This window comes from Patescibacteria group bacterium (genome assembly GCA_041675205.1).
GTDB lineage: Bacteria > Patescibacteriota > Patescibacteriia > GWA2-46-9 > GWA2-46-9 > JBAYUF01.
Map to the genome: position 1 here is coordinate 1 of JBAYUF010000003.1, position 14,487 is coordinate 14,487.

The 14,487-nt window shown below is 49.2% G+C and carries 11 protein-coding genes; all 11 read left to right on the top strand.

Features of this window, described 5'->3' with window-relative positions:
* On the top strand, positions 1-842 hold an 842-nt coding region (locus WC052_02170; GenBank protein ID MFA7286443.1), incomplete at its 5' end, for a putative PEP-binding protein.
* A 1-nt stretch (position 843) separates the two neighbouring features.
* Positions 844-1,857, top strand: a complete 1,014-nt coding sequence (locus WC052_02175) for an NAD(P)-dependent oxidoreductase (GenBank protein ID MFA7286444.1) — start codon at positions 844-846, stop codon at positions 1,855-1,857.
* Complete coding sequence (locus WC052_02180; protein MFA7286445.1) at positions 1,854-3,047, top strand: hypothetical protein; 1,194 nt, start codon at positions 1,854-1,856, stop codon at positions 3,045-3,047. Before WC052_02175 ends, WC052_02180 begins: the two co-directional genes overlap by 4 nt.
* Before the next feature lie 371 nt (positions 3,048-3,418).
* The gene (locus tag WC052_02185) at positions 3,419-3,667 is read left to right on the top strand and encodes a hypothetical protein (protein MFA7286446.1); all 249 of its coding nucleotides are present in this window, start codon (positions 3,419-3,421) and stop codon (positions 3,665-3,667) included.
* Between the two features lie 93 nt (positions 3,668-3,760).
* Positions 3,761-6,718 (top strand): ATP-dependent DNA helicase, encoded by a 2,958-nt coding sequence (locus tag WC052_02190; GenBank protein MFA7286447.1) that lies wholly within the window; start codon positions 3,761-3,763, stop codon positions 6,716-6,718.
* Position 6,719: 1 nt separating this feature from the next.
* On the top strand, positions 6,720-7,043 hold the full coding sequence (locus WC052_02195; GenBank protein MFA7286448.1) for a DciA family protein: 324 nt from the start codon (positions 6,720-6,722) through the stop codon (positions 7,041-7,043).
* 37 nt (positions 7,044-7,080) lie between these two features.
* Positions 7,081-7,464 (top strand): hypothetical protein, encoded by a 384-nt coding sequence (locus WC052_02200; GenBank protein ID MFA7286449.1) that lies wholly within the window; start codon positions 7,081-7,083, stop codon positions 7,462-7,464.
* A complete protein-coding gene (locus tag WC052_02205) occupies positions 7,461-8,474 on the top strand; it encodes a phenylalanine--tRNA ligase subunit alpha (protein ID MFA7286450.1) in 1,014 nt (337 codons plus the stop codon). Before WC052_02200 ends, WC052_02205 begins: the two co-directional genes overlap by 4 nt.
* A 2-nt stretch (positions 8,475-8,476) precedes the next feature.
* Positions 8,477-10,852 (top strand): phenylalanine--tRNA ligase subunit beta, encoded by a 2,376-nt coding sequence (gene pheT / locus WC052_02210; GenBank protein ID MFA7286451.1) that lies wholly within the window; start codon positions 8,477-8,479, stop codon positions 10,850-10,852.
* Between the two features lie 2 nt (positions 10,853-10,854).
* A complete protein-coding gene (locus WC052_02215) occupies positions 10,855-11,157 on the top strand; it encodes a hypothetical protein (GenBank protein ID MFA7286452.1) in 303 nt (100 codons plus the stop codon).
* A 60-nt stretch (positions 11,158-11,217) separates the two neighbouring features.
* Complete coding sequence (locus tag WC052_02220) at positions 11,218-14,484, top strand: DNA polymerase III subunit alpha (protein ID MFA7286453.1); 3,267 nt, start codon at positions 11,218-11,220, stop codon at positions 14,482-14,484.
* Positions 14,485-14,487 lie beyond the last annotated feature (3 nt).

Here is a 14,487-nt window from a genome sequence, read left to right on the forward strand (position 1 = left end):
CATTGTTGGATTACACAACATTAGTGCACGAGGCTTCAAGTAATCATGCGACGCATCAGTTGGTGGCAGCTATAAATACCCGTACTGTCGGATACGCAAAGAAAACTGACTACTACGTAGACAAACTAGCTGAAGGTATAGCGAAGGTTGCAGCTACGTTTTGGCCGCACGACGTCATTATTCGGTTCTCTGATTTTAAGACCAATGAGTACCGCACGCTTCTTGGTGGCGAACGCTACGAGCCAGCCGAGGAGAATCCAATGCTGGGTTGGCGGGGCGCGTCCAGATACTACGATCCTAAGTTTACGAAAGCGTTTGGTTTAGAATGTCAGGCCTTAAAACGGGTTCGGAATGAATTAGGACTCACCAATGTTATTCCCATGGTGCCGTTCTGCCGTACGGTTGCGGAAGCAGAGCAAGTACTTGCCGTCATGGTCAAACATGGTCTAACAAAAGCAAAAGATAGAAGCCTGAAAATTTACATGATGTGTGAGATACCATCGAACGTGTTGCTCGCCGATACATTTCTAGATTACTTTGACGGCCTCTCAATTGGGTCAAATGATTTAACCCAATTAACGTTAGGGTTAGACAGAGATTCAGGAATTGTCGCTCACGTAGGGAACGAAAACGATCCAGCGGTCAAACAGCTGATTGCAAGCGTTATCGCCGTTTGCAAGAAGCGCGGGAAATACATTGGCATTTGTGGGCAGGCCCCATCGGACTATCCTGACTTTGCAGCCTTTTTGGTTGAGAAGGGAATAGACAGTATGTCACTTAATCCTGACGTGGTTGTAAAAACGATTGTTGCCGTCGCAAAGCAAGAGAAAAAAAGTAAGTAGTATGGCAACACGAATCGCCTTCTTTGACCTAGAGGGATGGGAAGATGAGGAAATTAAACAGCGTTTTTCCGATGCTGATCTGTTTCTCTCTCGAGAGACATTAAACGACGCAGCAGCACCAGCTCGTACCGATGCCGAAGTAATTTCCGTATTTGTCCGTTCGCGGATAACAGCACAGGTGCTTGAAAAGTTTCCAAACTTAAAATTGATTGTGACACGGTCAACAGGCTACGATCACGTTGACGCGGCGGCCTGCAGAGAGCGCAATGTCACCGTCGCGTACGTTCCTGGCTATGGCGACAACACTGTTGCCGAGTATGCGTTTGGACTACTGCTGGCACTTTCACGAAAAGTGTACGAGGCCGTTGATCGACTGAAAGAGGGTGGTCCTTTTTCACCAGACGGATTACGTGGCTTTGATTTAAAAGGAAAAGTTATCGGTGTTGTCGGTACGGGGAGAATAGGCAGAGAAGCCATTTCGATTGCTAAAGGCTTTGGTATGCAGGTCGTGGCGTATGATCCTTTTCCAGATGAAAAAATTACAGCCACGCTCGGTTTTACCTATGCTAGTCTCGAGTCGCTCCTGGCGACTGCTGATGTTGTAACACTTCATGCGCCATATATGCCCGAAACACATCACCTTTTGAATGCGGCTCGTATTGCATTGATGAAACCAAGCGCTGTTATTATTAATACCGCCCGTGGCGGCCTTATTGATACAACGGCTTTATTTGCGGCTTTAACCGAGAAGCGTTTAGGGGGTGCGGCGTTGGATGTTTTAGAGGCTGAGGGCGACATCAGCGATGAGGCCGCACTTATGCGACATGCTGATGCGACGCTGGAAGAATATAAAGTAGCTCTTGAGAATCAATCGCTCATGCGCATGTCAAACGTACTCATCAGTCCTCACAACGCTTTCAACACCATTGAGGCCATGCGGCGGATTTTGGAAACAACCTATACAGATATTGAGCAGTTTCTTCAGGGTAAGCCAATCAACATCATTCCCTCATGAAGATACTTGGGTTGACCGTTCGCTCAGAATTCGATTCGCGTGGCGAAGAAACGATCGCCGTGAGCGTTGTTGATGGCGAGAAGCATGTATCGGAAGCGTTTGTTCCTGCTGGTAAAAGTCGCGGCAGCGGCGAGGCAAGTGTTTTTTCACTCATTGACGCCAAGCGTTCCGTAACAGCACTGCAGCAGTCGCTGACGGGAAAATCATTTCAATCAATCAGTGAATTCGATTCGGTATTACTTGGTGTTGACGGTACTCAAGACAAAAATATTTTAGGGGGTAATGTGATGCTCGGTCTATCAACGGCCGTAGCTCGCGCGATTGCGACAACAGAAAAGCGTGAGTTGTGGGAACTCATGCGGAGTGAATTTTTTCCCCACGTGCAGGCTGTCCGCCCAAAAGTGTATGCCAACTTTATTAACGGCGGGGCGCACGCTGATAACGGTTTGGCCATTCAGGAGTACCACATTGTTGGTTCACCAATGACATCATACGAAGATTTGACAATTGAGCTCGTGCGATTTTATCGAGCTCTTGGTCTCGTTTTAGCAACGCAACCGGGTCCGGTACCTATTGGGGACGAGAGTGGTTATGCTACCCAGTTTTCTGATAGTTTACGACCGCTCAGTGTGCTTACACAGCTGCTCGCGGAAGCTGGGAGTGAGCGGTTTACTTTGGCAATTGATGCCGCTGCATCAAGCTTTTTTCGTGACGGCGTCTATGAAGTAGATGGTGACCAACTATCCACGAACGCTTTGGCCGAACTGTATGGTCGATTTTTGACTACCGCACCACTGCTCAAAAGTATCGAAGATCCTTTTGCCGAGCATGATGCTGATGGGTTTCGCGTTCTCCGAGACCGTCGTCCCGATTTGCAGGTAGTGGGGGATGATCTTACGGTCACAAACGCCGCCAAAATTGAAACGTTTGCCGCCAGCGGATGCATCAATGCCGTCATTATAAAACCAAATCAGGTTGGTACTGTGAGTGAGGCTTGTCAGGCTATTGTGGCAGCACGTCGGCATAAGGTGCAGGTAATCGTTTCGCATAGATCAGGAGAAACCGAAGACCCTTTTATTATCTCACTAGCAAAGGCGTGTGCGGCGGACGGGGTAAAAATTGGGGCACCAATGCATGAACGGATTTCAAAGTATAATGAGCTGATACGTCTGTTTGATGGTTTAACTTGACGACAGAAATGTCTTTGCTATCATTACTTTGTATGCAGAACAGTTTATACATCATGTCGCTGTCAATCGTCGTGAAGAACGTCGATTGTATTGTCGTGCTTAAGGACGGCGCTGTGGTGTAGGGGAAAGAACATTCAACAAACCCGAAACCACTCCGCCACAAGCGGGGTGGTTTCTTTATATCTGGAAACAGAAGGAGAAGTAACATGAAGAACGATGTGGTAGTTGAGGAGCAGGCTGATGCCTCGAAAGCGGTAGTGACCGGACCTTTCGGCGGGGGGTTTCAGTACCTACTGGCTTGCGACTTTCCTCCGGTGGACCACCGGCGGACCTATGGTCAGTATCGTCCTGACCAATTCGGGGATTGAGTCATGAAACGGTTTTTGTTGATCGAGGCATCCATTGACGAATTCGGGCAGCTCAGCCCAGAGTTCGTTCAGGATTGCGTCGATGGGTGGGGTAGCGGCGCAATCCAAATCCTGGTTGTCAGGCTTCAGGTTGAAGCTCGAAAACGTCGTGGCAACTTGGGGCTTGAAAAGATCGGCATCATCTACCGTAACTTTGCCCGTTTGCGACTTCTCGCAAGCCTGCGACGGCGAGCCGAAACGGGTGTTTCTTAGTAACGCAACCAAGAGGAGGTGTCACTCTAAACAAAGGCTTAGGGGTCGGTTTCGCAACGCGAACCGACCCCTTACTCGTGTTATACTTTTTTTATGGAAGAAATCCTAGCGGATTTAAATGATGCCCAAAAAGCCGCGGTAACGCACCCCTCTGGCCCGCAGCTTGTGCTGGCTGGGGCGGGTACTGGTAAAACAACGGTTATCACTCGGCGTTTGGCGTGGCTTATTCGTGAAGGCCAGGCAAAAACATCTGAAGTTTTGGCACTCACGTTCACCGATAAGGCGGCCGGAGAACTTGAGGAACGACTGGATAAACTTTTACCGTACGGCTATACCGACCTTTGGGTGTCAACGTTTCATGCGTTTGGTCAGCGACTCCTCGAGCGTCACGGTCTTGATATTGGCTTGCCACATTCATTTAAAGTGCTCTCTGAGACAGAGCAGTGGCTCTTGGTACGTCAAAATCTGGACCGCTTTGCTTTGTCGTATTACCGACCATTGGGTAACCCGACAAAGTTTATTCATGCGTTGGTACGGCACTTTTCAAGAATGAAAGATGAAGGTGTCCTGCCGTCTCAGTATGCTACGTATGCCGAGGATCTGCGGCTTGACAGTGACCAAGTGATTACTCGCCGCGCAAAACGAAAGAAATCTGTACCAGACGTTGACGAAGCAGCGCGACTAGAGGAAGTGGCTCATGCGTATACGGTGTATCAAACGTTACTGCGAGAGCAGAGCGCCCTTGATTTTGGCGATCTAATTTTGGAAGCAGTGCGGCTGCTTGAAACACGGCCAGATTTGCTAGCCTCATATCGTGCCATGTTTCGTCACGTACTCGTTGACGAGTTTCAAGATACAAACGCATCACAGTACCGTTTAGTGAAGTTATTGGCTGCCCCAAATAATAATCTCACCGTGGTGGGTGACGATGATCAAGCCATTTATCGTTTCCGTGGTGCGGCTATGAGTAATATTCTTCAATTCAGAAAAGAATACCCAACGGCAGTAACAACGGTATTGACCAAAAATTATCGTTCTAACCAAACAATTCTTGATGCTGCATATGCGTTTATTCAGCACAATAATCCAAATCGATTAGAGACTACTTTGACGGCTACTGACGGAGCACAGTTGTCGAAACAGCTACAGGCGGCTCGACCTGAAATTGGTGTTATTCGTCATCGCGCTGGTCAAACTGACCGTGACGAGCAAGAACTTATTATTCGGGATATTCGGGCGTTTAATGCTGGTGGTTCAGCGTGGGGGAGCATGGCTATTCTGGCTCGGTCAAACGAAGTGGCGAATGATTTTGCTGCCGCACTCGCTGCCGCTCATGTGCCACATCAATCGCACACGGCACGTGGTTTATATCGAACACCCTCGACCGTCGACGCACTTTCCTATTTAAAACTTCTTGATAATTACCATGAGAGTGTTTGTCTGTGGCGGGTGCTACTTCTGCCGTGCCTCGGTATGCCGCACGTGGACGCAGTAGCGGTTTCTCATTACAGCACTCGTAAATCGCTCTCTCTCTTTGAAGGCCTGCAAGACGTACGAGTTATTCCGAATATTAGTAAGGAGGGTTTACGCGTCGGGCAGCGAGTGCTTGACCTCATCGCAACGCACGCTGCGATGGCCAGAACGCGTCGGCCAAGCGAAGTTTTTGTTAGTGCATTTACCGACCTTGGCTATACTACGGCGGTTGAAAAAGAGGGGGACGCGATTGCTCGGCAAACATTTAGTCACCTCAATCAGTTTTACGAGCGAATACGACGGTGGGAGGCAACCCAAGACGACCCACGTTTGCGTGAATTTTTAGAGGTAGTTCGTTTTGAGGCCGACGCAGGAGAAACCGGCCCGTTGGCCTTTGATCCTGAAATTGGTCCTGATGCCGTTCAGGTGATGACCGTGCACGCTGCCAAGGGTCTTGAGTTTGACCATGTGTTTATCGTTGGGCTCGTTGACCGGCGTTTTCCTGCAATTTCGCGCCCTGACCCGGTTCCCTTGCCGAAGGCGCTCCTTCATCTGACGACACAAGAAACAGGTGATAGTCATGTAGAAGAAGAACGTCGACTTTTTTATGTAGCGCTTACCAGAGCACGGCATACCGTAACCGTGTCCTCGTTTACAGATTTTGGTGGTGCGCGAGCCAAGAAGCCGTCTCGTTTTTTGTTGGAACTTGGCGTGCCCCTCGCCGAACCAGAAAGCGTGGCTGTCTCGCCGTTTGCGACAGGGAGAAATGACGTAACAACGCCACCGCCATATCTTTTTCCCGAACCAGTGCAAGAACATTTTAGCTATAGTGCGCTGAAAGCATTTGAAACATGCCCGCTGCAGTATCGGTATGCTCACGTGCTACGAGTACCAACGTGGGGTCGACACACGTTTAGTTTTGGAAAATCTTTACATGCCACATTGGAGTTATTTTTTCAGGACGTAGCAGGCAGACAACAAAAGATACAGGCCGGGCTTTTTACTGGTGAAAAGCCGGCGTCCGTTACTGTGCCGTCACTCTCAGAGCTGCTCAAGCTCTATGAAGAAGCATGGATTGATGAATGGTATCCAGATAAAAAAATACGAAACGAGTACTATGCACAAGGACGACGTATGCTTCGCGCTTTCTATGCACGGCATCAAGCATCATGGCCAAACGTGCGAGCTGTTGAGCAACCATTCACCCTTCACCTAGATCAGTTTACGGTTCGGGGGAAAATTGACCGTATTGATGAGGTCGATGGCGGCATCGCTATCGTTGATTACAAGACGGGCAAAGTACCGTCAGAAAAAAACGTTGACCGTAATCAGCTGCTGATATATCAACTAGCAGCAGAACGGTTATGGAACGAACGGCCGATGCAATTAACGTTTTATTACTTAGAGACCGGTGAAACTATTTCCTTTCGAGCGACGCCTGGCGAAGTTGCGACTATAGAAGATACGTTACGAACGACCATTGCGGCGGTTCAACGTGGCTCGTTCCCTGCCACACCCTCGCAGCCGGTGTGTCGACAGTGTGATTTTCGTACTATTTGTCCATTTTCAAAAGCATAATATGTGGCAACCATTTGGAGAACTAATTGATCACGCCATGAATAGGGCCGGGGTAAAACGAACGGTGTCAGCGGCGGTTGTTGTTGACGCGGCGCAGCAGCTTATTCTTCAGGTTGTACCTGAGCTCCGTCCAACCGACTTTCAGGTGGTTTCATTCAAAGGCGGAACCATTACTATTACCGTGGCTAGCGCCATTGTGGCGAGTGAACTAGGCATACGAACAGAAGCGCTGCTTGATGCTCTCCGGCACGAGTTGCCAGAGAGCGGCATTATGCGTTTGTTGTTTCGTCCTATGAGCGCTGTCGATCGTACTGGTTTCCGTTGAGCTTCGCCACTCCTTCTGGTATGGTACATAGATACTTATGACTTTACGTCGCTACGCAGCATTGATGGGTTTCGGAACCATCCTGACCTGGTCGGCCTGGGTGCTGGTGCTTTCCCAGTTCGAGCCGAATAGTGCGGGTTGGCTTGGTTTTACAATGTTTTACGCTTCACTCTACTTGGCACTTGTTGGTACGTTTTCGCTTTTGGGATTAACGTTGCGAAGAATCATAAACCCGACTGAGTTGCCCTACCGGCACGTGGCCACGGCGTTTCGGCAGTCTTTTTCGTTCGCTTTTCTGGTTGTGGTAGCACTTTTTTTGCAGAGTCGAACGCTGCTTACTTGGTGGAACACCTTGTTTTTAGTAACAGCACTTACCTTTCTCGAGTTTGCTATTCTGGCAGTTCGGCGGCCGCAGCTATGAACAGTGTTTCTGAATTACTTAGTGCGGCTAGTCGTGAAATTGCTGCCGCGGGAACTGCCGAGGCCCTCGAAGCAGTCCGTCTGCAGTATCTGGGCCGAAAGGGTTTACTCACAGCAATTTTACGAACGCTGAAAGATTTGTCGGACGAGGAACGTCGGACTGTTGGTGCCTCAGCGAATGAAGCGCGCGAGCGAATAGAGTCGTTACTTAGTGAGCGGCAAGAAGTGGTTGCTCCAACCGTTGCGTGGTTCGACACAACAGTACCCGGTTCATCTCGCACCGTGGGGCATTTGCATCTGGTGACCGAAGCCATTCAGGACATTACGCAAATTTTTAGTGAGCTAGGATTTACGCGCGTACGACATCCAGAGGTGGAAAGTGATTGGTACGCTTTCGAGGCACTCAATATGCCGCCCGATCATCCAGCAAGAGATGAGTGGGAGACATTTTTTATGGCGCACGAGGCTCGTGGTGGTGAGCGATTTATATTAACGCCACACGCTACCTCTGGAACTGCGCGGGCAATTTCCACGGGACCGGTTCCTATTCGAGCGATTAACATTCAAAAGTGTTATCGAAGACAATCTGACGTGTCGCATACACCAATGTTCCATCAGTTTGACGGTGTGTATGTTGCTGAGGGAGTAACCGTTGGGCATCTTAAGGGAGTGCTGGAGTATTTTGTAAAAGCGTATTTTGGGCAGGATCGAGAAGTTCGACTGCGGCCGTTCCATTTTCGTTTTACCGAGCCCAGCTTCGAGGTAGATATTAGTTGTGGTGTTTGTAACGGCAAAGGGTGCCGATTATGCAAACAGGGTTGGGTAGAGCTCGGTGGCGCTGGTATGTTGCACCCAAATGTTTTGCGGGCAGCGAAGCTAAATCCAAATAAAGTAAGTGGCCTAGCCTTTGGTTGGGGGGTAGAGCGAACGCTGCTCATGCGCCAGGGACTTGGCATTCCAGATTTACGGTTGCTGTATGAGAATGACATTCGGTTTCTCAATCAATTTTAACTATGCAATTCCGACTTCCTATTGATTGGTTACGCTCGGTAATTTCTGTGAAGGAATCACCGAGTGAGTTGGCGGCATTACTGTCGGTTCACGGTCCTTCTGTCGATCGGATTATTTCTACGCAACACGAATTTACAAAAGTTATTATTGGCCACATACGCAGCATTGCGCCGCATCCGGATGCTGATCGTCTTCAGGTGGCAGAAGTCGAAATAGGGAAAGGAAAAATTGCTGAAATTGTGTGTGGGGCACCAAACATTGCTGTTGGGCAGAAAGTACCTGTTGCGCTTCCTGGGGCAACGTTACCCGGTGGCATGGTGATAGAGCGGCGTGCTGTGCGGGGTGTTGTGTCTGAGGGCATGCTGTGTTCGGCTCGAGAACTTGGCATTCACGATGATCATGTAGGGATTTTAATACTTAGCGCCGCAGCAATGGTCGGCAAATCGCTGACCGCCGAAGGAATCGAGAAAGATACTATTTTAGATATTGAACCAACCACCAATCGACCTGACGTGGCGTCTGTCATTGGCGTGGCGCGTGAATTGGCGGCCATTACGAATCGTCCACTTCGCTGGCGAGCGCCAAAACCATTAGTCACTGGCAAACGTTCTGGAGTAACCATTCAGATTGAAGACAAGGCGGGTTGTAAAAGGTTTATGGCGGTTTGCCTTAATAACGTTTCTGTTGGGCCGTCACCTTGGTGGCTGCAGGAACGATTGGTGCGCGCCGGTCTACGGCCTATTAACAATATTGTTGATGTCACTAATTACGTCATGCTCGAATTAGGGCACCCCCTACACGTTTTTGATGCTGCCGTTACCGGGTCCACGTTGATTGTTCGTCGGGCAAAGAAGAACGAGTCATTTCTTGCGCTTGATGGAAAGACGTATCAGTTGACCGCTCAAGATCTTGTTGTGGCAAATGAAGTTCGCGCACTGTCATTGGCCGGCGTCATGGGTGGGTCGGAGAGTGGCATCAAATCGGACACCGTGGACGTTATTTTAGAAGCAGCTACCTGGGAGCCGGTTGGCGTCCGACGAACGAGTCGGCAGCACCAACTATCTTCAGATGCGCAAAAACTTTTTGAGAAAGGACTTTCTTCTGAAGCGCCACCACTGGCTTTAGCACGGGCGGCGCAGCTTATCCAAGAGTTAGCCGGAGGTACCATTACTGTGGCGGCTGATTGGCGGCAGAAGACCTACCAATCTCGCTCCATAACGGTTACGACAGCTGCAGTGAGTCGGTTGCTTGGCATAGCACTTCCCATCGTTGTTATTCGTCGATACCTAACGCAACTGGGATTTACTGTTCGGGGCAATGGTCAAGTGCTTTCAGTGACGGTGCCGTATTGGCGTGATGGCGACGTTGTCGCGGCGGAAGACATTATTGAGGAAATCGCACGACTGCATGGCTACGATAAATTTAGTAGTCTGGTTCCAACGCCAGACGTAATGACCCGAGCGGACGGTCAAGTTTTTCAAAGAGAGCATGCGCTAAAGCAGTCATTAGTCGCACTGGGTTATACTGAAATTTATTCTTACGCACTCGTTAGTGAAGCGTTAGTCCGTGCTGCTGGTGAACAGCCGTTGCATGCTCTGGCGGTTGCAAATCCATTGAACAGTGACCTCACCTATTTACGTCCGAATCTATTACCCTCGCTACTAACCGTGCTGGAACGTAATGCGGCCTTTAGCGCATCACTACGACTGTTTGAGATGGCGAAGATTTATCTTCCCGGCAGCGGCAAAAAGGGGATTGATGCCTACCGCACTGAGTCATTGCGGTGTGCGGCTGTTCTGGTCGATACTGCACGCTCACCACAGGAACTCTTTCAGGAGGCGAAAGGTGTTCTTGAAAGTCTCGTACATGAGGCGGGTTTGCCGCTGGAGGATGCTCAATGGCAGAACGGCGCTCCAGACCCATTTTTGGGAAGTCGCAGTGTTACCCTTCGGATAGCGGATCGTACTGTTGGGTCAGTGGGCATTCTTGACTCGGCGTTTACTAAAATAGTTGGTTTATCTGGAACAGTAGCCGCGGTAGATGCTGACGCCACATTTTTGAGTGCTACTGTTGCGAGGCGGCCGTACCAAGCAATCGCAAAATTCCCTGTGGTGAAACGTGACATTAGTCTTGTTGTACCTCAAAACGTTCGCTATACTGACGTTGTTGCCGCTATGCAGAAGGCTTCACCGTTACTCGTTAGTATTGATCTTTTTGATACGTACACTGGTCTTCAAATTGGCGAAGGTATGACGAGTTATAGTCTACATCTTACGTTTCGAGCTGCCGACAGAACACTTAGTGTCGACGAGGTCGCCGGAGCATGGTCGGCACTTGAGACAGCACTTAGTAATAGTAACGTTACGATTCGTTCGTAAATATGCTTTACACCAGTCAAGATCTCTTATTCGTTATCCTGGCGTTTTGTGCGCTTTGGTTAACTATATTACTTTCCTGGTCCCTTTATTACGTCGCGCTACTACTGCGTGGAGTTCATCAAACCTTCGAGGGCGCCCGTCAGCGTCTGCAAGCCGTTGATCGTTTTTTGAAATTAGTGAGCGAGAAGCTTGAGCATACCAGTGCGTCACTGCGCATACTGGTCGAAGGTGTCGGTTCGCTCGTCGGCTATTTGATTGAGCGAAAAACGGCCAAAGGGAGCGCACGGAGGAAGCCGCGTGATTAATGTGCGGTCAACGGCACTGTTCTTCAAGCCCCGCTATGCGGGGTTTGTTGCGTAAATGATATGCGGTTCGTTCATCTCCATACACACAGTCACTACAGCTTGCTCGATGGGCTACCAAAAATTCCTGATTTGGTAGCGCGCACCGCTGAACTCGGCATGGATGCGGTGGCATTAACCGATCACGGAGTGCTCTACGGCGTCATTGAATTTTATAAAGCTGCCTTGTCATTAGGCATCCGTCCGATAATTGGACTTGAAACCTATGTGGCCCCGAATCGACTTTTTGAAAAGCGTCCAAAGATTGACGATAGTCCGTTTCATCTCACACTGCTCACTGAAACAAATGAAGGATATCGAAATTTATTAAAATTGAGTACCGTCGCGCAGCTTGATGGTTTCTACTACCGTCCACGAGTGGATAAGCAATTACTGGAACGTCACGCTCGTGGTCTTATCGCACTGTCGGGCTGTTTGGGCGGCGAAGTTGCCCAAGCGTTATTGAAAGATGATTATGATGCAGCTCGCGCAGTTGCGCGACAGTATCGCGATATTTTTGGTGAACAAAACTATTTTCTTGAAATTCAACAACACCCAAATTTACCAGAACAAGCCAAGGCAAATAAGGGTCTTATTACTTTGGCGGAAGAGCTTGGTATACCGCTCGTGGCAACGAAAGACAGTCATTACCTCACGCTCGACGACGCAGAGGCACAGGACGCCTTGGTGTGCGTTCAGACCGGACGACTTTTGACTGATACCAATAGGCTGAACATGCGAGATACGGATTTGCATTTTGCGAGTCCGGCTGAAATGGAAAAATTATTTGCCGCCTTGCCAGAGGCAGTTAGTAAGACAGCGGAAATAGCTGACCGGTGCAACGTCAACATTGAGCTCGGGAAGTGGATTTTTCCAGGCATAGAAATTCCAAATAGTAGAACGCCAGACGAGCACTTAGAAGTAGCAGCGCAGAGTGGTCTAAAAGAACGAGTGGGGGAGTTAACGGAAGAAGCAAAAGAGCGCTTAACCTACGAGCTCGACATTATTAAAACGAAAGGGTACGCAACATACTTTTTAGTGATGGCTGATCTCACCACCTGGACAAGAAAGCAACGCATTATCACAACAACTCGTGGTTCGGCCGCTGGCTCGTTAGTGGCTTACTCACTGGGGATTACTACGGTGAATCCTTTAACGTACGATTTGCCGTTCGAGCGGTTTCTTAATCCGTTCCGTCCAACACCGCCAGATATTGATCTTGATATTGCTGATAACCGTCGTGATGAGGCTATTCAGTACGTCAAAGAGCGTTATGGAGAGGACCATGTGGCACAAATTGTTACGTTTGGAACAATGCAAGCGAGAGCGGCTGTTCGTGACATTGGCCGAGTGTTGGGTTATTCGTATGCGCTTTGTGATAGGGTTGCCAAAATGGTGCCACTCGGATCGCAAGGTTTCCACATGACCATTGATCGGGCCATCGAGATGGAGTCAGATTTAAAGTTACTTGCGAAAGATGATCCACAAGTCGGGCGTCTTTTGGCGCTTGCAAAAAAAGTTGAAGGCTGCGTGCGACATGCCTCAGTGCATGCGGCCGGCGTCGTTATCACGCCACAGCCTTTGGTAGAGTATCTGCCTCTACAGCGGGAGTCTGGCGGCGAGAAGGTTATCACACAGTATGAAATGCACGCCGTAGAAGATATTGGTGTTCTAAAAATGGATTTTTTGGGAATTAGAAACCTGGCAATTCTCGATAGGGCACTACATCTCATTGAGGATATTCATGGCACCCGTATAGATTTGGACGAGTTGCCGCTTGATGACAAGAAGACCTATGCGCTACTTGCCCGTGGCGAAACCATTGGCCTTTTTCAATTGGGTGGCTCTGGCATGACGCGCTACTTAAAAGAATTGCGCCCGACAACTATCCACGACATCATGGCCATGGTGGCGCTGTTCCGACCTGGTCCGATGAATAATATTCCGCACTACATTGAACGAAAACATAACCCGAAATTAATCTCATATCTCCATCCTAAGTTGAAGCCGATTCTTGAGCGCTCCTTTGGTATCCTGACGTATCAAGATGACGTCCTGCTGATTGCTATTCATATTGCTGGTTATACGTGGGAAGAGGCGGATAAACTTCGTCGGGCAATCGGTAAAAAAATTCCGGAAGAGATGGAAGCGCAGCGAGAAAAATTTTTGCGGGGCTGTGTAGATAAAGGGGGTATTCCGGGGCCACTCGCCGAAGAACTCTGGAAGTTAATCGAACCATTTGCCGCCTATGGTTTCAACAAATCTCATGCAGCGAGTTACGGTATTGTTGCCTACCAGACTGCCTATTTGAAAGCGAACTACCCGAGCTTGTATATGACAGCGGTGCTGCAGGCTGAGAGTGGCAACATGGATAAAATAGGTGAAATCGTGGAAGAATGTCGTCGCATGGGGATAGACGTATTACCACCGAGCATCAATGAAAGTGATGAAAACTTTACTCGTCTGGACGACAAACACATTCGTTTTGGTTTGATGGCCATCAAGAATGTGGGGGAAGAAGTGGCGACGGCAGTAATAACTGAGCGACGTGCCAATGGCGCATTTACTTCACTCGAAGATTTTTTGCGACGTTTGCAAACTAAAAACTTCAATAAACGTTTTCTAGAGAGTGCTATTCGTGCCGGTTGCTTGGATGATTTTGGGGAACGAGGACAACTTATTGAAAGTGTGGAGGCGCTACTGAAGTATAATCGAGCGGCTGGCGAAGCTGTGGGCAATCAGCAAGCGGCCTTATTTGGCGATGTCGCCATGTTCACGGCAGCCCTTGCCTTAGCACCCGCCCCACCAATCGATCGTGCCCAGCGCTTGGCCTGGGAGCGCGAATTGCTGGGGTTATACGTTACGGAGCATCCTCTGGCGCAGTTTGACGGGCTGTCTACAATAAACGTACCGTTTAAAGAATTGACGTTGTACAGTGCCAACGACATTATTGTCGTCGCTGGGGTTGTTGATAGTGTCCGAAAAATTATGACGAAAGCTGGGGAGCCCATGTGCTTCGTTCGTATGTCTGACGTCAGTGGTTCGGCAGAGCTCATTGTTTTTCCTGGGACATTCAAGAAAACTGCTGAGCATTGGGTGGAGGGTACGGTGCTGCTCGTTGGTGGTAAGGTTTCACGGCGAGAAGGGGAGGTACAAATATTGGCAGACACCGTTGAGGCGTTAGTGGTTGAGCGTTTTCCCGATACACTTCGCCGTTGGCAGAAATTACGCTTTCGTCGACGGCAAGCAGAGCCAGCTGCTAGTGGTGATTTTTCAGCTGTGCTAGAATAAAAA